24 protein-coding genes are annotated in these 24196 nt (G+C 61.8%); 2 read left to right on the top strand and 22 right to left on the bottom strand.

Annotation, left to right across the window (positions count from 1 at the left end; translation table 11 throughout):
* Window positions 1-3 precede the first annotated feature (3 nt).
* From hflX to dusB, 8 genes are all read right to left on the bottom strand, one after another.
* On the bottom strand, window positions 4-1329 hold the full coding sequence (hflX, locus tag EFQ99_RS11055) for a GTPase HflX (RefSeq protein ID WP_126921075.1): 1326 nt from the start codon (window positions 1327-1329) through the stop codon (window positions 4-6).
* A 77-nt stretch (window positions 1330-1406) separates the two neighbouring features.
* A complete protein-coding gene (gene hfq / locus EFQ99_RS11050; protein ID WP_003539403.1) occupies window positions 1407-1649 on the bottom strand; it encodes an RNA chaperone Hfq in 243 nt (80 codons plus the stop codon).
* 111 nt (window positions 1650-1760) lie between these two features.
* The gene (locus EFQ99_RS11045; protein ID WP_126921074.1) at window positions 1761-2624 is read right to left on the bottom strand and encodes a D-amino-acid transaminase; all 864 of its coding nucleotides are present in this window, start codon (window positions 2622-2624) and stop codon (window positions 1761-1763) included.
* 65 nt (window positions 2625-2689) lie between these two features.
* A complete protein-coding gene (gene ntrX / locus EFQ99_RS11040; RefSeq protein WP_126921073.1) occupies window positions 2690-4054 on the bottom strand; it encodes a nitrogen assimilation response regulator NtrX in 1365 nt (454 codons plus the stop codon).
* Window positions 4044-6314 carry a sensor histidine kinase NtrY-like gene (locus EFQ99_RS11035; protein ID WP_126921072.1) on the bottom strand — a complete coding sequence of 757 codons (2271 nt, stop codon included), beginning with the start codon at window positions 6312-6314 and terminating at the stop codon, window positions 4044-4046. The genes ntrX and EFQ99_RS11035 overlap by 11 nt, the downstream gene beginning before the upstream one ends.
* A 690-nt stretch (window positions 6315-7004) precedes the next feature.
* Window positions 7005-8456 (bottom strand): nitrogen regulation protein NR(I), encoded by a 1452-nt coding sequence (gene ntrC / locus EFQ99_RS11025; RefSeq protein ID WP_126921071.1) that lies wholly within the window; start codon window positions 8454-8456, stop codon window positions 7005-7007.
* Window positions 8453-9607 carry a two-component system sensor histidine kinase NtrB gene (locus EFQ99_RS11020; RefSeq protein WP_126921070.1) on the bottom strand — a complete coding sequence of 385 codons (1155 nt, stop codon included), beginning with the start codon at window positions 9605-9607 and terminating at the stop codon, window positions 8453-8455. Before EFQ99_RS11020 ends, ntrC begins: the two co-directional genes overlap by 4 nt.
* Window positions 9604-10623 (bottom strand): tRNA dihydrouridine synthase DusB, encoded by a 1020-nt coding sequence (gene dusB, locus EFQ99_RS11015; protein WP_126921069.1) that lies wholly within the window; start codon window positions 10621-10623, stop codon window positions 9604-9606. Before dusB ends, EFQ99_RS11020 begins: the two co-directional genes overlap by 4 nt.
* Before the next feature lie 142 nt (window positions 10624-10765).
* On the opposite strand from dusB, the gene EFQ99_RS11010 reads away from it, so the two are divergent.
* Both EFQ99_RS11010 and EFQ99_RS11005 read left to right on the top strand, forming a co-directional pair.
* Entirely contained in the window at window positions 10766-11983 is a 1218-nt protein-coding gene (locus EFQ99_RS11010; RefSeq protein ID WP_126921068.1) for a bifunctional 2-C-methyl-D-erythritol 4-phosphate cytidylyltransferase/2-C-methyl-D-erythritol 2,4-cyclodiphosphate synthase, read from the top strand.
* Window positions 11980-12477: a CinA family protein gene (locus EFQ99_RS11005; RefSeq protein ID WP_126921067.1), complete on the top strand. Its 498-nt coding sequence runs from the start codon at window positions 11980-11982 to the stop codon at window positions 12475-12477. Before EFQ99_RS11010 ends, EFQ99_RS11005 begins: the two co-directional genes overlap by 4 nt.
* Window positions 12478-12487: 10 nt before the next feature.
* Here EFQ99_RS11005 and EFQ99_RS11000 read toward each other — a convergent pair whose 3' ends face one another.
* From EFQ99_RS11000 to eno, 14 genes are all read right to left on the bottom strand, one after another.
* Window positions 12488-12940 (bottom strand): type II toxin-antitoxin system RatA family toxin, encoded by a 453-nt coding sequence (locus EFQ99_RS11000; protein ID WP_126921066.1) that lies wholly within the window; start codon window positions 12938-12940, stop codon window positions 12488-12490.
* Between the two features lie 9 nt (window positions 12941-12949).
* The gene (locus EFQ99_RS10995; RefSeq protein ID WP_126921065.1) at window positions 12950-13546 is read right to left on the bottom strand and encodes a P-loop NTPase family protein; all 597 of its coding nucleotides are present in this window, start codon (window positions 13544-13546) and stop codon (window positions 12950-12952) included.
* A complete protein-coding gene (locus tag EFQ99_RS10990) occupies window positions 13543-14109 on the bottom strand; it encodes an AAA family ATPase (RefSeq protein ID WP_126921064.1) in 567 nt (188 codons plus the stop codon). Before EFQ99_RS10990 ends, EFQ99_RS10995 begins: the two co-directional genes overlap by 4 nt.
* A 67-nt stretch (window positions 14110-14176) precedes the next feature.
* Window positions 14177-15148, bottom strand: a complete 972-nt coding sequence (gene lipA, locus EFQ99_RS10985; protein ID WP_126921063.1) for a lipoyl synthase — start codon at window positions 15146-15148, stop codon at window positions 14177-14179.
* A 40-nt stretch (window positions 15149-15188) separates the two neighbouring features.
* On the bottom strand, window positions 15189-15437 hold the full coding sequence (locus EFQ99_RS10980; RefSeq protein ID WP_126921062.1) for a GlsB/YeaQ/YmgE family stress response membrane protein: 249 nt from the start codon (window positions 15435-15437) through the stop codon (window positions 15189-15191).
* A 23-nt stretch (window positions 15438-15460) separates the two neighbouring features.
* On the bottom strand, window positions 15461-15715 hold the full coding sequence (locus EFQ99_RS10975; RefSeq protein WP_003539329.1) for a GlsB/YeaQ/YmgE family stress response membrane protein: 255 nt from the start codon (window positions 15713-15715) through the stop codon (window positions 15461-15463).
* A 76-nt stretch (window positions 15716-15791) separates the two neighbouring features.
* A complete protein-coding gene (gene lpdA, locus EFQ99_RS10970; RefSeq protein ID WP_126921061.1) occupies window positions 15792-17237 on the bottom strand; it encodes a dihydrolipoyl dehydrogenase in 1446 nt (481 codons plus the stop codon).
* A gap of 16 nt (window positions 17238-17253) precedes the next feature.
* Window positions 17254-17835, bottom strand: a complete 582-nt coding sequence (locus EFQ99_RS10965; protein ID WP_126921060.1) for a GNAT family N-acetyltransferase — start codon at window positions 17833-17835, stop codon at window positions 17254-17256.
* A 2-nt stretch (window positions 17836-17837) separates the two neighbouring features.
* Window positions 17838-18479: an SGNH/GDSL hydrolase family protein gene (locus tag EFQ99_RS10960; RefSeq protein WP_126921059.1), complete on the bottom strand. Its 642-nt coding sequence runs from the start codon at window positions 18477-18479 to the stop codon at window positions 17838-17840.
* A gap of 19 nt (window positions 18480-18498) precedes the next feature.
* Window positions 18499-19848 (bottom strand): pyruvate dehydrogenase complex dihydrolipoamide acetyltransferase, encoded by a 1350-nt coding sequence (locus EFQ99_RS10955; protein WP_126921058.1) that lies wholly within the window; start codon window positions 19846-19848, stop codon window positions 18499-18501.
* Window positions 19849-19863: 15 nt separating this feature from the next.
* Entirely contained in the window at window positions 19864-21246 is a 1383-nt protein-coding gene (locus EFQ99_RS10950) for a pyruvate dehydrogenase complex E1 component subunit beta (protein WP_126921057.1), read from the bottom strand.
* A gap of 16 nt (window positions 21247-21262) precedes the next feature.
* The gene (gene pdhA / locus EFQ99_RS10945) at window positions 21263-22309 is read right to left on the bottom strand and encodes a pyruvate dehydrogenase (acetyl-transferring) E1 component subunit alpha (RefSeq protein ID WP_126921056.1); all 1047 of its coding nucleotides are present in this window, start codon (window positions 22307-22309) and stop codon (window positions 21263-21265) included.
* A 144-nt stretch (window positions 22310-22453) separates the two neighbouring features.
* Window positions 22454-22774: an FtsB family cell division protein gene (locus EFQ99_RS10940; RefSeq protein ID WP_126921055.1), complete on the bottom strand. Its 321-nt coding sequence runs from the start codon at window positions 22772-22774 to the stop codon at window positions 22454-22456.
* A 136-nt stretch (window positions 22775-22910) separates the two neighbouring features.
* Window positions 22911-24185: a phosphopyruvate hydratase gene (gene eno, locus EFQ99_RS10935; protein WP_064838359.1), complete on the bottom strand. Its 1275-nt coding sequence runs from the start codon at window positions 24183-24185 to the stop codon at window positions 22911-22913.
* Window positions 24186-24196 lie beyond the last annotated feature (11 nt).

Here is a 24196-nt window from a genome sequence, read left to right as displayed (position 1 = left end):
GTGTTATCGCTCCCAATCTTCCTTATCAGGCTTGGGTCCATTGCCTATGCGCCGTTCAAGTTCAGCGGCCTCGGTTTCCGACAGGCGCAGCTCAAGCGTGATCGAGCCGTCCTCATTATCCTCGCGGCTGTCGACGATTGCGTGGTCGTAAAGCCAGGGCAGCAGCGCCAGCTTGTCGACGGGAAGGCGGATCGTCGTTTCGGTCATCACGCCTGACAGTCTGCGGCTGATTTCTTCCATCAGCGTGTCGACGCCCTCGCCGCTGACGGCCGAAACCGCGACGACGTTGCTGGCGCTGGCCGATTTCTGCACCATGGTGTCGTGCACCTCGGGCTCCAGCCGGTCGATCTTGTTCCAGACCTCGATCAGCCGCTTGGCGGATTCGGCCTCGTCGATACCGAGATCATTCAGGATGCGCATCACATCGGAGCTCTGCGCCTGGTTGTCGGCATCGGACATGTCGCGGACATGCAGGATGAGATCGGCTTCCAGCACCTCTTCCAGCGTTGCCCGGAAGGCGGCGACGAGATGGGTCGGCAGATCGGAGATGAAGCCGACGGTATCGGACAGGATGACGGTGCGGCCGTGCGGCAGCTTCATGCGCCGCAGCGTCGGATCGAGCGTGGCAAAGAGCATGTCTTCGGCCAGCACGCCGGCGCCGGTGATGCGGTTGAACAGCGTCGACTTGCCGGCATTGGTATAGCCGACCAGCGCCACGATCGGATGCGGCACCTTGCGGCGCTTGGCGCGGTGGAGCTGGCGGGTGCGCACGACCTGCTCCAGCTCGCGTTCGAGCTTGATGATGCGGTCCTGCAAGAGCCGCCGGTCGGCTTCGATCTGGGTTTCGCCGGGGCCGCCCATGAAGCCGCCGCCGCCGCGCTGGCGTTCAAGGTGGGTCCAGCTTCGGACCAGACGGCCCTTCTGATAATTGAGATGGGCGAGATCGACCTGCAGAGTGCCTTCCTTGGTGGAGGCGCGGCGGCCGAAGATTTCGAGGATGAGGCCCGTCCGGTCGATGACCTTGGCGTTCCATTCCTTTTCCAGATTGCGCTGCTGCACCGGCGTCAGCGGATGATCGACGATGACGAGACCGGAATCGCGCTCGTCGAGCAGCGCTTTGATCTCCTCGATCTTGCCGGTGCCGAGTAATGTTGCCGGTCGCGGATCATTGACCGGGACGATCGAGCCGTTGACGACATCAAGGTCGATCGCCTGAGCGAGGCCCGTCGCTTCTTCCAGCCGGCTTTCCGGCGTGCGGGTCGACGCCGATTCGGTCTGGCCGCCGCGATTGCGCGATTTCAGAACCGGCACGACGACGGTCGCGCGCATGTCGTCCCTGTGCTTGGCGGCCTCAGGGATGATCGAATCGTTCTTGGTATCGCGTGTCGAAATGACGGCTGATCCTGTTAGGACGCGGCTTCTTCGCTCTCGAACATCTGCATGGGCTGGCCCGGCATGATCGTCGAGATCGCATGCTTATACACCAGCTGCGAATGGCCGTCACGGCGAAGAAGAACACAGAAATTGTCGAAAGACGTAACAACACCCGTGAGTTTCACGCCGTTGATCAGAAAGATTGTCAGGGAAATCTTTTGTTTGCGAACAGTATTGAGAAATAAGTCCTGCAGATTCTGAGAACGTTCCGCCATCGCGCCGCTTCTTTCTTTATTGCCGACCTGATCCGGTCGGTAGAATATCAATCAACCTCACCATACAAGACCGGCGGCACCCTCATTCCACCCGTCCAGCAAATCTTGGTATCAAATCGCAATCTTTTCCGCAACGTCGAAAAAGGCTTCGCGGATTTTCTGCGAGACGCTGCCCGGGTGGCCGTTGGCGATGGTCTGGCCATCGACGGAAACCACTGGAAAACAAATACTTGTGGCTGCGGTCAGGAAAACCTCGCGGGCAGCTAGCATTTCGGGAACGGAGAAGTTCCGCTCCGTGATCTTCAAGCCGAGCTTGGCGCCGACATCCATCAATGTGGTGCGGGTAATGCCGCGCAGGATGCCGTGTTCGGCCGGGCGCGTCACCAGCGTTCCGTCCGAATCGACGATCCAGATATTGGTCGCCGCCCCTTCCTTCACCATGCCATTACCATCGACATAGATCGCTTCCTGGGCGCCGGCCTCCTTGGCCTGTTGGCGGGCCAAGGCGTTCGGCAGCAGGCCGATGGATTTGATGTCGACGCGATCCCAGCGGTTGTCGGCAACGGTGATCGCCCTGATGCCGTTGGCATTCTTGGCGGCGATGATCTTTGGGTCGGTGCTCTTGGCAGTGATGACCAGGGAAGGCGGCGTTCCCTCGGCGGGGAAAATATGATCGCGGCGGGCGACGCCGCGCGTCACTTGCATATAGAATAGCCCGTTGCGGACATGGTTGCGGCGCAGTGTCTCGCGAATGACCTGCGTCAGCGCCGCCCGGCTCATCGGCCAGGCGATGCTGAGTTCACCGAGCGAACGGTCGAGACGGTTCAGATGGCGTGTGAGGTCGACGATATAGCCGTGGCGCACCTCGCAGACTTCGTAGACACCGTCGGCGAACTGGTAGCCGCGATCCTCGATATGCACGCTGGCAGCGGAATGCTTGACGTAGCGGCCATTCACATAGGCAATTCTAGGCATGGGAAACCTGGAGTTCCGGGAAGCAACATAGGGAAGCGGCGCGGCTTCGGCCCCGCCTGGCATGATCAGACGCCAAGCGACTTCAGCTTGCGGTGCAGCGCCGAACGCTCCATCCCGACGAATTCCGCCGTGCGCGAGATATTGCCGCCGAAGCGGTTGATCTGGGCGATCAGGTAATCCTTCTCGAACATCTCGCGGGCTTCGCGCAGCGGCAGCGTCATGATGTGATAGTCGTTCTTGGCGGAAACCTTCGGCAGCATGTCGCCAAGGTCGGTCGGCAGCATATCGGCGGTGATCGGCGCATCCGGCCCGTCGGTGCGGGCAAGAATCATCAGGCGCTCGATGTTGTTGCGCAGCTGGCGGATATTGCCCGGCCAGTCATGCGCCTGCAGCACGGCCATGGCGTCGTCGCCGATGCGGCGCGGACGGATGCCGGCCTGCTCGGAAATCTGGCGCATCAGCTGGTCGACGAGGAAAGGAATATCCTCGCGCCGCTCGGCAAGTGCCGGCACACGCACCGGCACGACGGCGAGGCGATGATAGAGATCCTCGCGGAACCAGCCCTCGGCGATGCGGCTCTCGAGATTATAGGCCGTCGAGGAGATGATGCGGACATCGACCTTGACGCGTTTGGACCCGCCGACGCGTTCGAACTGCTGATCGACGAGCACGCGCAGAATCTTGTTCTGCGTCTCGCGCGGCATTTCGCCGACCTCGTCGAGATAGAGAATGCCGCGATGGGCTTCTTCCAGCGCGCCGATCTTGCGCGCCTGGCCAGGTGTGCCCTCGGTGCCGAAAAGCGCCACTTCCATCCTGTCGGGCGTGATGTTGGCGGCGTTCAGCGCCACGAAGGGACCGTTGGCGCGGGCCGATTTCTTGTGGATCATCCGCGCCACGAGCTCCTTACCGGAACCGGATGCGCCGAGGATCATGATGCGGCTGTTGGTCGGCGATACCTTCTCGATCGTCTGGCGCAGCTGCGAAACGGCGACCGAGGTGCCGATCAGTTCCAAGGCGTCGCCGGTGCGCCGCTTCAGTTCGGACACCTCCCGCTTGAGCTTTGAATTCTCCAGCGCACGCTCGGCGATCAGGATCAGTCGGTCGGCCTTGAAGGGCTTCTCGATGAAATCGAAGGCGCCGCGCTTGATCGCCGAAACGGCGGTTTCGATGTTGCCATGGCCGGAGATCATCACGACGGGCAGATCCGGATGGCGGGTCCTAATCTCGTCCAGCAGCGACAGACCGTCGAGCTTGCTGCCCTGCATCCAGATATCGAGGAAGATCAGCCGCGGCACACGATCGGAAATCGCCGCCAGCGCGCTGTCGCTGTCATGGGCCGTGCGGGTCTCATGGCCCTCGTCCGAGAGAATGCCGGAAACGATCTCGCGAATATCGTGCTCGTCATCGACGACGAGAATATCAGAGGCCATAAACGCTTTCCTTGTCATTGGCTGCGGGAGCGGCGGGCGTCGGATCCCGGCGTGGCAGATGCACGCGGATCATGGCCCCTCTTCCCCGGTCAAAATCGGCGGGCGCATCATGCAGCTCGAGCTGCCCGCCATGTTCCTCGATGATCTTCTTGACGATGGCGAGGCCGAGGCCGGTGCCCTTCTCGCGCATCGTCATATAAGGTTCCAGAATGCTGTGGCGGTTCTCCACCGGCAGGCCGCGGCCATTGTCGATCACATCGACGGTGAAGCGGTCGCGGCCGGTATCGAGTGCGGCGCGCACGAGAACCTTGCGTTCGTCCCGTTCTTCGCTTGGAACGGCTTCCAGAGATTCCACGGCATTCTTGATGAGGTTGCCGAAGGCCTGGCCGAGCATGCGGCTGTCGAACAGTCCCTCCAACGGCTGGTCGCCGAAATCCTGCGCAAAGGTCACGTGATGGTTGCCCATCTCGCGCAGGAAGATCGCGTCGCGCAGGATATCGCGCAGGTCGCTCGGCTCCTTGGTCGGCTTGGGCATGCGGGCGAAAGCGGAGAATTCATCGACCATGCGGCCGATATCGCCGACCTGGCGGATGATGGTATCCGTGCACTGGTCGAAGACGGCCCGGTCGCCCTGGTCGATCTGCTTGCCGTAACGGCGCTGGATGCGCTCGGCGGAAAGCTGAATCGGGGTCAGCGGGTTCTTGATCTCATGGGCGATGCGCCTTGCCACGTCGCCCCAGGCGGTCGAGCGCTGGGCGATGACAAGGTCGGTGATGTCGTCGAGCGTGATCACGTAGGATTCGCTCATATCCCGCACTTCCTCGCGGGTGACCTGCACGCTCAGCGTCCTCACCGTGCCACCGCGCACGAGCGCGATCTGCTTGCGGAAATCGCCGCGATGGCGCACCGCCGCTTCGGTCAGCACCTGATCGACCTCAGGGGCAATATCGGCCAGCTGCTTGCCGAGCATATCGTCGGCCGACAGCGCCATCAGGGTCTCGGCCGAACTGTTGACGATGGCGATGCGGCGGTCCTGCTCGACGCCGATGACGGCGGCAGTGACGCCCGACAGCACCGCTTCGATAAAGCGGCGGCGGTCGTCGACCTCGTCCTTTGCTTCGAGGATCTCGTCGCGTTGGGTGCGGATCTCGGAAATCATCTTGTTGAAGGTGCGCGAGAGATTGGCGACGTCGCCATCGACGGCATGCACCGGCACGACGATGTCCATATTGCCAGATGCAACGCTGTCGGCGGCGGTGATCAACAGGCGGATCGGTCGGACGATGCGGTCGGCGACGGCGATCGCGGTCCAGATCGCCGCCAAGAGCACGATCAGCGCGAAGCCGATATAGAGCACGGCGAAGGCAATCTGCAGCGAGAAGCGGTTTGCCTCCATCGAGCGGTATTCGGTGGCGTTCTCCTCCATCATGCGCATGGCGCCCATGACCTTGGGATCGACGGCGCGCATGGTATAAAGGAATGTGCCTGGGATGGCATCGAGCTTGATGATGGCGCCGACGAGGTTGGTGACGCCGGGCGGAATGAGCGTCGGCTGGCCGGCAGCGGCCTTTTCCAGCGCATCCTGCGGGATGGCCGGCAGCGGCTTTTCGGTGGCGATGTCGGCCTGGACGATCACCGATCCGTCGCGCTCGACGAGGAAGGAGCCCAGCAGGCCACGGCCCCTCGCCTGACGCGTCATCAAATCGGCAAAACCCGTCCTGTCGAGACTATAAAGGGCGCGGTTGCGCTCCAGGTCGTTGGCCATGGAAACCGTCTGCCCCTGCAGGTAGCTGGCGTTCTCCATCATGTAGGCCTGGCCGATATTGCGCGACGAACTAACGATCGATTGAGTACGCAGCGCAAACCAGCGGTCGAGGCCGGCATTCAGCGTGATACTGGCGAAGATGGCAACGAGGATCGCCGGCGTGATCGCGACGATCGAGAAAAGCACGACGATGCGGATGTGCAGGCGTGCCGCCGCGCGGCCGCGAGTGCGCGCCTTCAGCAGCCGTGCCACCTCACGGCCGATCAGGGCAATCAGCGTCAGGACGAAGAAGGAATTGACGATCACCGAGGTGATGACGACATGAGACGTCGGCGCGATCGGCGTCAGGCCGAGCAGCACGAAAAGCGTGATCGTGGCGCAGAGAAGAGCGCCGCCGGCGAGCACGAGGCCGGGCACGGCGAAAAGGGCGCGCCGGTCGGTCACCGTCGCCACCGCTTCGCCCGCCGCCGGCGGCGATACCCCATCCTGCGTCATTCGGCCTCTCTTCAGACGGCACCTGCCGCCTTCGCCATCCGATCGAAACCAAGCGACGCCGGCTCAAAAGCCAGCGCGCTAACGACTCGATTCGGGAGCGAAATACCAAAACCCTTGCGTGACCTTTAAGCAACGCATTGTGGCGAAAATGCAACGCATCTCGTCACATTGTCAAGCCAAGGCGACACCGGAATCCTAGAGATAGTTGGGCGCCGAATGCGTGGATCCGGGACCGGATGAACCACGAGCCGGCGTTCCGTTTGCGCCGACCGGAAAAAAGAACACCCCGGACTTTCGCCGAAGCGCCCCGTAGGAGCATGCGATCGGCAGCGTTTGCGGCGAAGGTCGACAGCAGCGACGGCACAATCACGAGATTCGAAACGTACAGGCAACATGCGACCCGTATTCGGAACGTGTATCGACCGCTGATGACAGTTTCATCCACCTTATATCCACAGCTTATCCACAGGGTACGGCAATGATGAACGCAGCAACTTCAATGAGATTTGCCCGGCAGCAAACCATAGCTCACAAGTGCTATGTGACCATTGAATGACACCGCGCCTTTGTTTCCCAGCGTAGATACAAATGGCGAGGCTGCTCGGATAGATTCAGTACCGTTCCCGACCGTGGCGGCGGATATTGGGAGGAGCTGGCGGTGGGCAAACACGAGGGGCCCACCGCCTTTTCTCAGGCGGTGCGGGAGCTTCTGTAGACAGAGACGCCGAGTTCCCTGATCTTCTTGCGCAAGGTGTTGCGGTTGAGGCCGAGAAGATCGGCCGCCTTGATCTGGTTGCCGCGCGTTGCCGTCAGGGCGGCGAGGATCAGCGGATATTCCAGTTCGGTCAGTACGCGGTCATAGAGGCCTGGCGGCGGCAGATTTTCGCCGAAGCTTGCGAAATACGTGCGCATATTCTCTTCAACGGCTTGCGCGATCGTCATCGAGCCGCTGCGGATCGGCCCCTTGTCGATCGGGCTATCGGGCACGTCGGAGCGCAGCTCGGCATCGATGATCTCGCGGGTGATGACGTCCTGCGGGTAGAGCGCCATCAGGCGGCGGATGAGGTTTTCCAGCTCGCGGACGTTGCCCGGCCAGGCATAGGCCTTCATCAGCTCCAGCGCCTCGTGATCGAAGCGCTTGGAACCAAGGCCTTCCTTCTCGGCCTGCTGGATGAAATGGCGCACCAGATCGGGAATGTCCTCGGCGCGGTCGCGCAGCGGCGGCAGGCGCAGCGGCACGACATTGAGGCGGTAATAGAGATCCTCGCGGAAAAGGCCCTGGTTGATCGCCTGCTTCAGGTCCTTGTTGGTGGCGGCGACGATGCGCACGTCAGTGCGGATCGGCGTGCGCCCGCCGACGGTGGTGTATTCGCCCTGCTGCAGGACGCGCAAAAGCCGCGTCTGGGCATCCATCGGCATGTCGCCGATTTCGTCGAGGAACAGGGTGCCGCCCTCGGCCTGCTCGAAACGGCCGGTCGAGCGGGTCTGCGCACCGGTAAAGGCGCCCTTCTCGTGGCCGAAGAGTTCCGATTCGATCAGGTCGCGCGGGATCGCCGCCATGTTGATCGCGACGAACGGGCCGTTGCGGCGCTTGCCGTAATCATGCAGCGCGCGGGCGACAAGTTCCTTGCCGGTGCCGGATTCGCCGGTGATCATCAGCGTCAGGTCCGTCTGCATCAGGCGGGCGAGCACGCGGTAGATTTCCTGCATTGCCGCCGAACGACCGACAAGCGGCATGCCGTCCTGCATATCCTCTTCGAGCTTGGCGGGCTTGCGCTTCGGCTCGGCGAGCGCACGGCCGATGATGCCGATCAGCTCGGTGAGGTCGAAGGGCTTCGGCAGATAGTCGTAAGCGCCCTTCTCGGAGGCCTTGATGGCGGTCATGAAAGTGTTCTGCGCGCTCATGACGAGAACCGGCAGGTCGGGGCGCGCCTTCTTGATGCGCGGCAGCAGGTCGAAGGCGTTCTCGTCGGGCATCACCACATCGGTGACGACCAGATCGCCCTCGCCTGCCGAAATCCAGCGCCAGAGGGTAGCGGCGTTGGAGGTGATGCGGACGTCATAGCCGGCGCGGCTCAAGGCTTGGTTGAGCACGGTCCGAATGGCCGCATCATCATCTGCAACGAGGATCGTGGCTGTCATCGAGAAGGTCCTGTCGAGCTTACGGTAGAGGCGTCTTCAAGCGAGGCATCCTTCGATGCCGGCATGAGAACGCGGAATGTCGTGCGGCTATTCTGGCTGTCGCATTCGATGATGCCGCCATGATCGCCGATGATCTTGGCGACCAGTGCCAGGCCGAGGCCGCTGCCGTTCGTCTTGGTGGTGATGAAGGGATCGAAGAGATGCGGCAGCAGATCGGCGGGAACGCCGGGGCCATTGTCGTGAACGCAGAATTCCAGCGGGAGCGAAATCTTTTCGCGCGTGCCGGCGACGGAAAGGCGAATGCCGGGTCGATAGGCCGTCGTCAGCACGATCTCGCCGTCCGGCCGGTCGCCAACCGCTTCAGCGGCGTTCTTCACCAGATTGAGAAAGACCTGAACGAGCTGGTCGCGGTTGGCATAGACGGCCGGCAGCGATGGGTCGTAACTCTCGGTAATGCGAATGTTGCGGGCAAAACCCGCCTTGGCGACGGCCTTCACATGATCGAGCACGGAATGGATATTGACCGGCATGCGATCGACGGGCCGTTCGTCGGAAAAGACTTCCATGCGGTCGACCAGCGACACGATGCGGTCGGTCTCGTCGCAGATCAGCCGGGTCAGCGCCCGATCGTCATCGATGGCCGACTGTTCGAGCAGTTGGGCAGCGCCGCGAATGCCGGAGAGCGGGTTCTTGATCTCATGCGCCAGCATCGAGGCGAGGCCCGTCACCGAGCGGGCGGCGGCGCGATGCGTCAGCTGCCGGTCGATCTTGTCGGCCATCGAGCGTTCCTGGAAGACGATGACGACGGCGCCGGGTTCGCTGAGCACGGGCGCGACATAGAGATCGACGAGCTTGTCCTGGCCGAGGCGCGGCGAGCTCAGGTCGACGCGATATTCGTTGACCGGCGCCTTGCGCTCACGCACCTGGTCGATCAGCGCCAGCAGCGGGCTACCAAAAGGAATGAAGGTCGAGATCCGGTAGCGCGCCAGATGCGAGGCGCTGGCGCCGAAGAAGGCCTCCGCCTCCCAATTGGCAAAGACGACGAAGCCGGATTCGTCGACCATGATGACGGGGTTCTGGATGGCGTTCAGCACGGCCATGGCGACGGTTCCGCCGGCCTGATCGGACGCAGATATCGTATCCTTCGTCATGCCGCCTCCCGGCTGTCGAGCGCACCTGCCGCAAGCGCATCGCGAAGGCGCGCGACCACCTCGCGCGGGTCACGCGAGGTCATGATGGCCGCCTTTTCACCACTGGCAAGCACCGGGGCGAAACGCTCAAGATACCAGCCGAGGTGTTTGCGGGCATGGCGGATCGCCACCGGCTCGCCGTAGAAATCCAGCATCATCCGGTAATGTTCGACGGCAATGTCGGCAATCTCATGCGGCAGCGGCTCGGCGGCGCCGGCAAGGGCGCCGGCATGCCATGGCCTGCCCTGGCAGCCCCTGCCGATCATGACGGCATCGGCGCCGGAGCGGCGCAATATTTCCTGCGCGTCCTGGGCGGTCTCAACATCGCCGTTGGCGATCAGCGGAATGGAGATCACCTCACGGACGGCGCGTATCGCGTCCCAATCGGCGCGGCCTTCGTAGAATTGCATGCGGGTGCGCCCATGGATGGTCACGAGCTGGATACCGGCCGCCTCGGCGCGGCGGGCGATGTCAGGCGCGTTGATCGAATTTTCATCCCAGCCGAGGCGCATCTTCAGCGTCACGGGAATGTCGACGGCCTTGACCGTCGCCTCGATGAGGCCGAGCGCGTGATCGGGATCGCGCATCAGCGCCGAGCCGGAATAACCGCCGATCACCTTCTTGGCCGGGCAACCCATGTTGATGTCAATGATATCGGCGCCGTGATCGGCAGCGATCTTGGCCGCCTCCGCCATCCAATGCGCCTCGCGCCCGGCAAGCTGCACCATATGCGGCCGGAAGCCCGCAGCCCGCAGCCGCGACCAGGATTCGGGCGTATCGTTGACAAGCTCCCGGCTCGCCACCATTTCGGTGACGACGAGGCCGGCGCCGAAGCGCCACGCAAGCTCGCGGAAGGGCATGTCCGTGACGCCGGACATCGGCGCCAGCACCACGCGGTTCCGCACGGACACGGGTCCGATTCGGAAAGGCGCTGCGAGGTCCTTGGAAATCAATTGATTATCTTTCAGGCACACCATGGAACTGCATTATTTTTAGCCATTGTTCCGGAGCTTGCCAAGGGGGCTAGGATCGAAATCGATATTTTTCGGGCAGATGCTGGAAAACGCCAAAGCAAGACGTTAGAGCACTCGGGTTCAGTTCCGGATATTGTGGGGATTTATGCTGCAAATGCCTTCCAAGCAACCGATATCGGCCGGAATTGTTATCGTCGCCGCCGGCCGCGGCGAGCGCGCCGGGGCTTCGAAGGAAGGCCCCAAGCAGTATCGCATGATCGGCGGCAAGCCGGTTATCGTCCATACGCTTGAAAACTTCATGACATGGGAGCCAGCCACGCAGATTGTCGTCGTCATCCATCCCGATGACGAGGCGCTGTTTGCAAGGGCGCTGCGCCATATCATTTCAGCGATACCGATCGAAACGGTGCATGGCGGCGCCACCAGGCAGCAATCCGTGCTCGCCGGCCTCAGGCACCTTAAGGACAAGCAGGTCAGCCATGTGCTGATCCACGATGCCGTGCGTCCCTTTTTCGACCATGTGCTTCTCGACCGCATTGCCGAGAGCCTCGGCGACGGCGCGCCGGCCGTTCTCCCGGCCATGCCCGTGACCGACACGCTGAAACGGACCGGCAGCGCAGGCACTGTACTGGCGACGGTCTCACGCGAAAGCCTCTACGCGGCGCAGACGCCGCAATCCTTTGCCTTCGAAACAATCCTCGATGCACATGAGAAGGCAGCAGCCAGCGGACGAACCGATTTCACCGACGACGCTTCGATCGCCGAATGGCGCGGCATTCCGGTGACCATCGTCGAAGGCACGGCCGACAACGTCAAGCTGACGGTCAAGAGCGACATCGCCAAGGCCGACGACAAACTGTCGGCTCCGCCGCTTCCCGACGTGCGCACCGGCAACGGCTACGACGTGCATCAGCTCGAAGCCGGCGATGGTGTGACACTCTGCGGCGTGTTCATTCCGCATGATCAGAAGCTCAAGGGGCACTCGGACGCCGACGTCGCGCTGCATGCGCTGACGGACGCGCTGCTTGCCACCTGCGGCGCCGGCGATATTGGCGATCATTTCCCGCCCTCAGACCCGCAATGGAAGGGCGCGCCCTCGCGGATCTTCATCGAGCACGCAGCCCGGATCGTGCGCGAGCACGGTGGCACGATCATGAATGCCGACGTCTCGCTGATTGCCGAGGCGCCGAAAGTCGGCCCGCATCGCCAGGCCATGCGGGCGAAACTATCGGATTATCTCGGCATCGATATCGAACGCTGCTCGGTCAAGGCGACGACCAACGAGACGATTGGCTTCGTCGGCCGGCGCGAAGGCATCGCGGCGATTGCGACTGCGACCGTCGTTTATCGTGGTAGGAAATGATGAGCCTGTTTCCTCGGGATATAATTTCGACGGCAGAGGCGATCATCCGTGACTTCACGGCCGCCGGGCTGATGCTCTCCACAGCCGAATCCTGCACTGGCGGGCTGATTGCCGGCGCACTGACCGAGATATCGGGCTCATCGGCCGTCGTCGACCGCGGCTTCGTCACCTATACGAATACGGCGAAGATCGAGATGCTCGGCGTGCACCCGGAAACGCTCCAGCGTTTCGGGGCGGTCTCTGAGGAAACAGCGCGGCAGATGGTGCATGGAGCCCTCTTCCGCTCGCGCGCCGACATCGCCGTCGCCGTTACCGGCATTGCCGGCCCCGGCGGCGGAACGGCCGAAAAACCCGTCGGCCTCGTGCATCTCGCAGCCAAATCTCGCGCGGGCGCACTCGTTCACCGCAAGATGTTCTACGGTGATATCGGCCGCAGCGAAGTTCGGCTGGCAACGGTCAGAACGGCGCTGGAGATGATCGTTTCGCTCCGCTGACGGTGCTCCGTCAGGCAGTAGCGTAGATCTTGCTGGCGCGCGTCTCGAAAGCCTCAGTGAACATGCGAAAGGCGCGGTCGAACATCGAGCCCATCAGTGCGCCGAGGATGCGGCTCTTGAACTCGTAGTCGATGAAGAAATCGACGGTGCAGCCGCCGGCCGACGTCTCGGCGAAGTGCCAGCGATTGTCGAGATATTTGAATGGGCCATCGATATATTTGACCTCGATGACGTGCTCGGCGCGGTTCAGCAGCACCTGTGTCGTGAAGGTTTCGCGGATCGCCTTGTAGCCGACCGTCATGTCGGCAACGAGCAGGATCTTGCCGTCGCGCTCCTTGCGGCTCTTGACAACAAGCGCCTCGCAGAGCGGCAGAAATTCCGGATAGCGCCCGACATCAGCAACGAGGTCGAACATCTGGTCGGGCGTGTGCGGAACGGGACGGTGCGTTTCGAATTGCGGCATAGGCGGCACTTAAGCGGGCCGGCGGAGAAGATCAAGAAGCTCGCGCATCTGGCGGCGGGATTTTAGCTGAAGAACCGGCACATCAGGGCCGTGCTCGGCAATGCCGGCAATCAAACGCGGCGCGAACTTCTCCTCATAGGTCCAAATGAACCGGATGAACTCCCAGTCGACCCTCTCGGCGCAGCCCGGCGCCATTTCCGGCCGGGTGCTGCCGAAGTAGCGGATCCAGCGCTTGATGACCGACCAGATGCAGACGAGGCGAGCGATCCGCATCCAGATGACGATATCCGTTCGAGGCAGCCTGAGATCGAAACTCGAGGGATTGCTTCCGTCCATCAGCCAGCGCTCCCCGGCGACAAGCTTCGTGACGATCTTCCGTTGTTCGGGCTTCGGGCGCTCCGTCCAGCCGGGCAGCCAGAAAATATCCCGATCGAAGGAAACGTAAGGAAGCCCGAATCCCGCGGCGATCTTCTGCGACAAGGTCGATTTGCCGGCACCGGATATGCCGATGACGACAATGCGGCTTGCTGCGCGGATATGCTCGGCAGCCTGTCCGAGATCGGTGATCTGCTGATTGGACGGCAGCTCTGCTCTCAGATCCATCATGCAACTCCCTCAAGCCCGTGCGCGAGAACGGCGAAGCGGCTCGCTGCCTTGCGCGATCTTATTATGGCAGTGGAATTTAGAAGCCGATGATCCCGAAGTGCTGCTTCGATCAAGGGGGCGGCATCCCGCTCGAAATTCCAGATATAGGCAAGCATCTCCAGCGAGAGGCGTTCAGGACAGCCAGCTGGCAGTTCGGGACGGTTGCGCCCGAAATAGCGCAACCCTCTCGATATCGCTCCGTACAGGCAGGCATATCTGGGCAGGCGAAGCCAAATGACCGCCTCGGCGCGCGGCAAACGAAGATGGAAGGAACTGAGGCCAGTTCCATCCATGATCCAGCGTTCTCCCGTCACGGCCTTGGCGATCATTTGGTCGATCTCGGCGCGCGGTCTCTTTCTCCAGCCCGGCAGCCAGTAGAAATCGCGGTCCATGGAAATGTAGGCAAGTCCGAGCGCTTGCGAGAGCCGCTTTGCAAGCGTGCTCTTACCGCTGCCGGGGCAGCCGATCACCAGAATACGGTCGGCTTCAACAAGCGTTGCTTTCAATCCAGATGTGACGTTCATCATCGACCGCCAAAGAAAAACCGCGACGAAAATCGCCGCGGTTCAATCAGAAAGCAAGTGCCGGATTTTATTCGGCGGCGATCAGCAGCTTCTTTTCGCGCGCCGCTCTCAGCCTTGCAAAATCGTCGCCGGCATGGTGGGAGGAACGGGTCAGCGGGCTCGAGGCGACCATCAGGAAGCCCTTGCTGTAGGCGACTGTCTCATAGGACTTGAACTCGTCGGGCGTGACGAAGCTTTCGACCTTGTGGTGTTTGCGGGTCGGCTGCAGATACTGGCCGATCGTCAGGAAATCGACATCGGCGGTCCGCAGGTCGTCCATCAGTTGAAGAACCTCATTCCGCTCTTCGCCGAGGCCGACCATGATGCCAGATTTGGTGAACATGGTGGGATCGAGTTCCTTCACCCGCTGCAGCAGACGGATGGAGTGAAAATAACGGGCGCCGGGGCGAACCGTCAGATAGTTGCCGGCGACCGTTTCCATATTGTGGTTGAAGACGTCGGGCTTGGCGGCGACGACGCGCTCCAGCGCACCCGGCTTCTTCAGAAAGTCTGGCGTGAGGATTTCGATCGTCGTCATCGGCGAGGCCGCACGGATCGCCCAGATCACCTTTTCGAAGTGCTCGGCGCCGCCGTCCTCCAGATCGTCACGGTCGACCGAGGTGATGACGACGTGGCTGAGGCCCATCTCTTTGACTGCCTTGGCGACGTTCTCAGGCTCGGCCATATCGAGCGCGTTCGGTTTGCCGGTGGAGACGTTGCAGAAGGCGCAGGCGCGGGTACAGATCTCGCCCATGATCATGAAGGTGGCGTGCTTCTTGTCCCAGCATTCGCCGATATTCGGGCAGCCCGCTTCCTCGCAGACGGTGACGAGCTTGTGCTCCTTCACGATCGCGCGCGTCTCGGCATAACCCTTCGAGGTCGGCGCCTTGACGCGGATCCAGTCCGGCTTACGCATGACTTCCGTATCCGGCCGATGCGCCTTCTCGGGATGGCGCACGCGCTTGGCGTCAGGATTGATCGTGTCGAGGATCGTTACCATTGCAGTTTCAGCCTTCCGCCGCCCCTATGCGGCAAATCATCTAGCGCCGCACCAGCCGCGCAAGGAATATCAGCAGGCAGGCGCCAAGGAAACCCGTCACGAAGTAACCGAGCCGTCCGCCGACCACCGCGACATGGAATTGCGCCAGAACGGCGCTTGCGACGACCGAACCGACGATGCCGAGTACGATGTTCAGGAAAATCCCGTATCGCGCTTCCATCAGCTTGCCGGCGAGCCAGCCCGCAAGTCCGCCGATGATGATTGCCGAAATCCAACCGACGCCTTCCATTCCTGCCCTGCTTTTTTTGACGCTTAAGCGACCGCTCTTGCGATCAGAACCACGATAATGGCGCCGACCGTGGCGTGGATGATTTGCACGACCAGCGCGTTTTCAATGCCCAGCGAGATGCCGAGCGCACTGAACAGATAGCCGCCGACGAAGGCGCCGATGATGCCGCTGAGCAGGCATCTTATCAAACCGCCGCCACCGACGACCAGACTTGCGAGAAACCCTGCAACCAGACCAATCAGCAAAAATACCAGCAACGCCTGCGTCTCCATAGACATGATGATTTCCCTTCGTTTTTTCCACCCCAGCGGAGTGGCTTTCCACTCCGGACAAAGAGGGCGGCCTTGGAAATTATCAAGCGTTCAGCACCCGGCCATAGGCATCGAGAACCGCTTCCTTCATCGTTTCGGAGACTGTGGGATGCGGGAAGATCGTGTGCATCAGCTCTTCTTCGGTCGTCTCCAGGTTCATCGCGACGACGAAGCCCTGGATGAGCTCAGTGACTTCGGCGCCGACCATGTGGGCGCCGAGCAGTTCGCCGGTCTTCTTGTCGAAGATCACCTTCACCATGCCCTGGTCTTCCCCGAGCGCGATCGCCTTGCCGTTCGCCGCGAAGGAGAAGCGGCCGACGCGGATGTCGCGGCCCTGCTCCTTGGCCTTGGCTTCGGTGAGGCCGACAGAGGCGACCTGCGGATTGCAATAGGTGCAGCCCGGAACCTTGCCCTTATCGGTCGGATGGACATTGGGAAGGCCGGCGATCTTTTCGACGCAGACGACGCCTTCGTGCTCCGCCTTGTGCGCCAGCATCGGCGGGCCGGCGACATCGCCGATCGCGTAGATGCCGGCAACATTGGTCTTGCCGTAACCGTCGGCGACGACGCAGCCGCGATCGGTCTTGATGCCGAGCGCCTCGAGGCCGAGGTTCTCGATGTTGCCCTGAACACCGACCGCCGAAATCATCCGGTCGGCGGTGATCTGCTGCACCTTGCCATCAGCCGTTTCCACATGGGCGGTGATGCTGTTTGCCGCCTTCTCGACCTTCGTGACCTTGGCGCTGGTAAAGATCTTGAGGCCGCGCTTTTCAAGCTGCTTGCGGGCGATCGCGGTTACCTCGACATCCTCGACCGGCATGATGGTCGGCATGACCTCGACGACTGTCACGTCGACCCCCATCGAGCGATAGAAGCTGGCGAATTCGATGCCGATTGCGCCCGAGCCCATGACGATCAGCGACTTCGACAGCGCATCCGGCTTCAGCGCCTCGAAATAGGTCCAGATCAGCTTGCCATCCGGCTCGATGCCGGGCAGCGCGCGCGGACGGGCGCCGGTCGCGATGATGATGTGCTTGGCGGTATAGGTGCCCTCGCCCTTGACGTTCTTCGGCAGCGGGTGCTGCGGCTCGACGACCGGCTTCGACGACTTGCCGACGACGATCTCGCCGGGCTTGGTGATCTTTGCCTCGCCCCAGATGATGTCGATCTTGTTCTTCTTCATCAGGAAGCCGACGCCGGCATTCAGACGGGCAGAGACGGCGCGCGAGCGGCCGACGACGGCCTTGGCATCCGGCTTGACCGTGCCTTCGAGAACCAGGCCGAAATCCTTGAAGTGATTGGCATGGTCGAGCACCTCGGCGGAGCGCAGCAGCGCCTTCGTGGGTATGCAACCCCAGTTCAGGCAGATGCCACCCATATGTTCGCGCTCTACAATCGCGGTCTTGAGGCCGAGTTGGCTGGCGCGGATGGCGGCGACATAGCCGCCGGGGCCGGAGCCGATGATGATGACGTCGTAGGATTCAGCCATGTGTTTCCTGCCTTTGTTACGCTGCGCTGCGGGTCATGAGCACCCACGCGTGTCTCTTGCTGTTTTCGAAGAGCGGCACGGCATCGGCGCGCGCAGCCTCCAAAAATCCGTTTCTTCCATAAAGCGACAGAGCCGCCTCGTTATCACTTGCGGTAATGAGACTGACGGGACGGCAATCCGCCCTTTCGATCTGATCTTCCAGCAATCTCTGCCCGATGCCGATGCCGCGCAGATGGCGATAGACGCCGAGACTGCCGATGAACCAGCTTCCCACAACCGTTTTCTGCAAGGCGAGCATCGGCCCGGTCGCCGGGACTGTCGCCTCGATATCGCGTATGCTTTCATCCAGCGCATGGCCGATCGCCACACCTGCGACCTCGCCATAGGCCTCGGCGATCACGGCATCCCTCCAGCCGCCGACCGCCTCCTCCTCACTCATCTTCAGCCGGCCCCGCTCCAGCGGCGTATCGCTCACGCCGTCCGCCACGTCGGCGAACCAAAGCCAGGAGGCGAAGCCATGCGATGCGATATCCGCCAGGATCGCCAGCTCCGAGGCATCCCGACGAGAGGCCGCTCGGAGGGCGATGAAGGAGGTCATTCTCAGATCCCCAGCATCATCCGCACGATCGATTCCAGCCCGCGCCCGAGCGCCCGCGTGTTCTCCGCATCGAGGTGAATGCCATCGATCGGTGTGGTCTTGGCGACCGAATTGCCGTCGAAAAAGCCACAACCGAGTTCATCGGCAAGATCGCGGTAAAGCGTTGCAAGCTTTGCCGATTCCTCGATGCCGCCCGGGAATGAAGCAGCGAAAGGCACGTTGCCCGTCGCGCAGATCGCCGGCGGCGCCACGATCAGGATCTCCGGCCCATCAAATTCGAAGGGCCAAGCATGATTGCGGATCAGCCGCACCAGCCGGCTGATGCCCTGGCAGGCGGCAAAGGCCGAACCCGCCACAACCGGCTTCATGTCATTGGTGCCGAGCAGGAGGATAACGAGATCGAGCGGTGCATGCGTCTGCAGGATCGTCGGCAGGACGCGCGCACCATTGCGGTCGCAATCGGCGAGATGGTCATCGAAGGCGGTCGTCCGGCCATTCAGGCCTTCGGCGATGACGCGCGCCTCACTACCGAGCGCTACCTGAAGCACGCTCGGCCAGCGGTTCTTGTAGTCATGACGACCGATCGTCTCGGCGTCATAACCCCAGGTCAGCGAGTCACCATAGCAAAGAACGGTCTTGGTCATTTCCGCCTCCGCTTCGCTATCAGACGAGCATGCCCATCGGGTTCTCGATGTAGCCCTTGAAGGCCTGGAGCAGCTCGGCGCCGAGCGCGCCGTCGACGCAGCGATGGTCGGTCGAGAGCGTGACTGACATCACGGTGGCGACTGCCATTTCGCCCTTCCTGACGACGACCCGTTGCTCGCCGGCACCGACCGCGAGGATCGTCGCATGCGGCGGGTTGACGACGGCTGCGAAGTTCTTCACGCCCATCATGCCCATGTTCGAAACCGAGCTGGTGCCGCCCTGATATTCCTCCGGCTTCAGCTTGCGGTCCTTGGCCCGCTTGCCGAGGTCACGCATCTCGTTGGAGATCGTCGACAGGGTCTTTTCTTCGGCCTTGCGGATGATCGGCGTGATCAGGCCGCCGGGGATCGAGACGGCGACGCCGACATCGGCGTGCTTGTGCTTGACCATGTTGGTGTCGGTCCAGGAGACATTGGCATCCGGAACATCGCGCAGCGCCAGCGCCATGGCCTTGATGACCATGTCGTTGACAGAGAGCTTGTAGGCCGGGGCGTTGTCCTTGCGGGGAGCCGCATCGTTCAACTGGGCACGGAGCGCCAGAAGCGCATCGAGTTCGCAATCGACACTGACGTAGAAATGCGGGATCGTCTGCTTGGATTCGACCAGGCGCCTGGCGATCGTCTTGCGCATGCCGTCATGCGGCACGAGTTCGTAGGAGCCCGGCTCGAAGAGCTTGAGCACGGCTTCTTCCGATGCGCCCTTCGGCGCTGCAGCGGCCGGAGCCGGCGCAGCGGCGGCCTGCGGAGCGGAGGCAGCAGCGGCAGGTGCCGCGGCAGCCTTGGCACCACCACCGGCAACGACTGCTTCGATATCGCTCTTGACGACGCGGCCATGCGGGCCGGAACCAGCGACTGCCGAAAGATCGATGCCGGCTTCCTTGGCGAGACGACGGGCGAGCGGCGAGGAGAAGGTGCGGTTGCCATCAACCGACACCGCGGCGGGTGCAGGCGCTGCAACCGGAGCCGGTGCAGACTGGGTCGGCGCGGCATCAGCCTTCGGCGCAGCTTCCGCTTTCGGCGCCGGAGCGGCTGAACCCGCGCCGCTTGCGGCAGCCGAGACATCCTCGCCATCGGCGGCGAGAACCGCGATCAGCGCGTTGACCTTGACGCCTTCGGTGCCGGCCGGAACGACCAGCTTGGCGACCGTGCCTTCATCGACGGCTTCGACTTCCATCGTCGCCTTGTCGGTCTCGATCTCGGCGATCACATCGCCAGACTTGACCGTGTCGCCTTCCTTGACCAGCCATTTGGAAAGATTGCCTTCCTCCATGGTCGGAGAGAGGGCGGGCATCGTGATATTGATCGGCATCGAAATACCCTCCCCTTATTTGTAACAAACGGCCTTCACCGCATCGACGACTTCGCCGACGTTCGGAAGCGCCAGCTTTTCGAGATTGGCGGCGTAAGGCATTGGTACGTCTTTGCCGGCGATCGTCAGGATCGGCGCATCGAGATAATCGAAGGCCTGCTGCATGACGCGGGTGGCGATTTCGGTGCCGACCGACGACTGCGGATAGCCCTCTTCGACGGTAACCAGACGACCGGTCTTCTTCACCGATTCGATAACGGTGGGAAGATCCATCGGACGGATGGTGCGAAGGTCGATCAGTTCGACATCGATGCCGATCTTCTCGAGTTCGGCCACCGCCTTGGTCGCGTAGGTCATGCCGATGCCGAAGGAGACGACCGTGACATCCTTGCCCGGACGGTGGATGCGGGCCTTGCCGATCGGCAGCACGAAATTGTCGAGCTTCGGCACGTCGAAGTGCTGGCCGTAGAGAATTTCGTTTTCGAGGAAGATGACCGGGTTCGGATCACGGATCGCAGCCTTGAGCAGGCCCTTGGCGTCGGATGCCGTGTAGGGCATGACGACCTTGAGGCCGGGGATTGCACTGTACCAGGCAGCATAATCCTGGCTGTGCTGGGCGCCGACGCGGGCCGCAGCGCCGTTCGGGCCGCGGAAAACGATCGGAGCGCCCATCTGGCCGCCAGACATATAGAGCGTCTTGGCGGCCGAGTTGATGATGTGGTCAATCGCCTGCATGGCGAAGTTGAAGGTCATGAATTCGACGATCGGGCGAAGGCCCGCCATTGCGGCGCCGACGCCGACGCCGGCAAAACCGTGCTCGGTAATCGGCGTATCGATGACGCGGCGCGGACCGAATTCCTGCAGCAGGCCTTGAGTGACCTTGTAGGCGCCCTGGTATTCGGCAACTTCCTCACCCATGACGAAGACGTCGTCGCTAGCGCGCATTTCTTCGGCCATGGCGTCGCGAAGCGCTTCGCGCACCGTCATCGACACCATTTCGGTGCCGGCCGGAATTTCGGGATCGTTCGGAACGACGGCCTTCGGCTCTGCCGGAAGCGGTGCGGAAGCAGAACCGGTGTTGGTCGGCTTCTCTTCCTGAGCAACTTGCGGAGCGGCCGCGGCCGGCTTGGCTACGGAAATGTCCGAAGCGGATTCGCCATCCTGCAGCAGCACGGCAATCTTGGTGTTGACCTTGACGCCTTCGGTGCCGGCATCGACCAGCAGCTTGCCGATGACGCCTTCGTCGACGGCTTCGACTTCCATCGTCGCCTTGTCGGTTTCGATTTCGGCAATCACGTCGCCTGATGTGACCTTGTCACCTTCCTGCTTCAGCCATTTGGACAGCGTGCCTTCTTCCATCGTCGGAGAGAGGGCGGGCATGAGGATATCGATAGGCATGGGTTCCCTCCCCCGATTAGAGCAGAATGTCGGTGTAGAGCTCGGATGCATCCGGCTCCGGATCGGCCTGGGCGAAGTCGGCGCTGTCGGCGACGATGTCACGGACATCCTTGTCGATCGCCTTCAGATCGTCTTCGGAAGCCCAGCCCTTCTCGATGAGGCGCGCCTTCACCTGCTCGATCGGATCCTGCTCGGAGCGCATCTTCTGCACTTCCTCCTTGGAGCGATACTTCGCCGGGTCGGACATGGAGTGGCCGCGATAACGATAGGTCAGCATTTCAAGAATGATCGGGCCTTTGCCGGAACGGCAGTGTTCGAGCGCCTCGTCAGCCGCCGCCTTGACGGCGCGAACGTCCATGCCGTCGACCTGAATGCCGGGGATGCCGAAGCCGGATCCGCGAAGGGAGTAGTTCGACTGCGCGGTGGCACGAGCCGTCGAAGTGCCCATGGCGTAACGGTTGTTTTCGACGATATAGACGATCGGCAGCTTCCAGAGAGCCGCCATATTGAAGCTCTCGTAAACCTGGCCCTGGTTGGCGGCACCGTCGCCGAAATAGGCGATGGAGACATTGCCATTGCCACGATAGTGGTTTGCAAAGGCAAGACCCGTTCCGAGCGAAACCTGGGCGCCGACGATGCCATGGCCGCCGTAGAAATGCTTCTCCTTCGAGAACATGTGCATCGAGCCGCCCTTCCCGTGGGAATAGCCGCTGCGGCGGCCGGTCAGCTCTGCCATGACGCCGCGCGCTTCCATGCCGGTTGCGAGCATGTGGCCGTGGTCGCGATAGGCGGTGATGACCTGGTCACCTTCCTTCTGCGCCATCTGCATGCCGACGACGACAGCTTCCTGACCAATGTAGAGGTGACAAAAACCGCCGATGAAGCCCATGCCGTAAAGTTGACCGGCCTTCTCCTCGAAGCGGCGGATCAGCAGCATCTCGCGATAGGCCTTGAGCTCCTCATCGCGGTCGAAGTCGGCTACCGGGCCGCCATTCGATGCTTTCGCTGTGGGTTTTGCTGCTGTTTTGCGGCTGGAAACGGTCGCGGTCTTTCGCGGCGCCATTCAACCCTCCCTATGGTTTGTCGGTTCTCGGTGCCGCGTACCATAGGGAAGAAACATGACCACAGCAATGCCATAATTGCATGGCTCGTATTCGGCGCTAAATTGTTGATTAAACGTCGAAAATCACAATTAACCTGTTTCCGGTTAATTGGAATAGTGGTTGAATATGACGATCTCGTCCGCGCGCGACATATTGAGTTGATAACGCGCCTTTTCGTCCAGCATGTCCTTGTCGAGCGAACCGTCACTGAGCAGCGCGACCTGACTTTCCAGATGTTCGCGCTTCGCCTTCAAGACTGCAAGCTCTTTTTCGCGCGCGATACGCTGATGCTCGAACGTCTCCGTCGCGCGCAGGCCGTAATCGCCATGGATGCAATGATAACCGAAGTAGGAAAGGAAGGCGACCGTCATGGCCGGAATGACGAAGCGACCGATTCTTCTCTTCTTATGATGCTTTGTCCACATACACGCATGCTCTTGAACGCATTACCAATTCGTTCAATCTAGCGCGCAGAGATTAACCGTTCGTTGACTCTAAAAAAGAGCAACAAAAAACCCGCGCCCGTAAGGGCGCGGGTGGAGTCTTGAAAATCAGATCCAATCAGCCGCGGATGATCGAGCGGCCGGCGTACTGGGCCTGGGGGCCGAGGCCTTCCTCGATGCGGATCAGCTGGTTGTACTTGGCAAGACGGTCGGAACGCGACAGCGAGCCGGTCTTGATCTGACCGCAGTTGGTGGCGACCGCGAGATCGGCGATGGTCGAATCTTCCGTTTCGCCGGAGCGGTGCGACATGACGGCGGTGTAGGCAGCCTTGTGCGCCGTGTTGACGGCGTCGAGGGTTTCCGTCAGCGAGCCGATCTGGTTGACCTTGACGAGGATCGAGTTGGCGACGCCCATGCGGATCCCATCGCGAAGACGGGCGGAGTTGGTGACGAAGAGATCGTCGCCGACGAGCTGGGTCTTCTTGCCGGTCAGATCGGTCAGCGTCTTCCAACCATCCCAGTCGTCTTCGGCCATGCCGTCCTCGATCGAGATGATCGGGTACTTGGCGGCGAGTTCGGCCAGATATTCAGCCATGGCGCCCGATTCGAGCGTGCGGCCTTCACCTTCGAGAACGTACTTGCCGTCCTTGAAGAATTCCGTCGAAGCGCAATCGAGGCCGAGGTAGATGTCCTCGCCCGGCCTGTAGCCGGCTTTCTCGACCGACTTGACGATGAAGTCGAGCGCTTCCGAAGCGCTCTTCAGGCCCGGTGCGAAACCGCCTTCGTCGCCGACATTGGTGTTGTGGCCCTGCGCTGCAAGTTCCTTGCGGAGCGTATGGAAGACTTCCGAACCCATGCGCACGGCTTCGGCGATCGTATCGGCACCGACCGGCAGGATCATGAATTCCTGGAAGTCGATTGGATTGTCGGCATGGGCGCCGCCATTGATAATGTTCATCATCGGCACCGGCAGCAGGCTGGCGGAAGCGCCGCCGACATAACGATAGAGCGGAAGGCCGGACGCCTGAGCGGCAGCCTTGGCGACGGCGAGAGATACGCCGAGGATGGCGTTGGCACCGAGGCGCGACTTGTTCGGCGTGCCGTCGAGCTCGATCATGATGTTGTCGATCTGGATCTGGTTTTCAGCATCGATGCCGCCGATCGCGTCGAAGATCTCGGTGTTGGCGGCATCGACCGCCTTCTGGACGCCCTTGCCGAGGTAGCGCTTGCCGCCGTCACGCAGCTCGACCGCCTCATGCGCGCCAGTCGAAGCGCCCGAGGGAACGGCCGCGCGGCCCATGCTGCCGTCTTCGAGATAGACATCGACTTCGACGGTGGGGTTGCCACGGCTATCGAGAATCTCGCGGGCAATGATATCGGTGATTGCAGTCATGGGTTCTTCCT

Source organism: Rhizobium vallis, assembly GCF_003985155.1.
Taxonomy (GTDB): domain Bacteria; phylum Pseudomonadota; class Alphaproteobacteria; order Rhizobiales; family Rhizobiaceae; genus Rhizobium; species Rhizobium vallis.
Note: the sequence above shows the minus strand (reverse complement) of the source record. Positions and strands in the feature narration are given on the sequence as shown.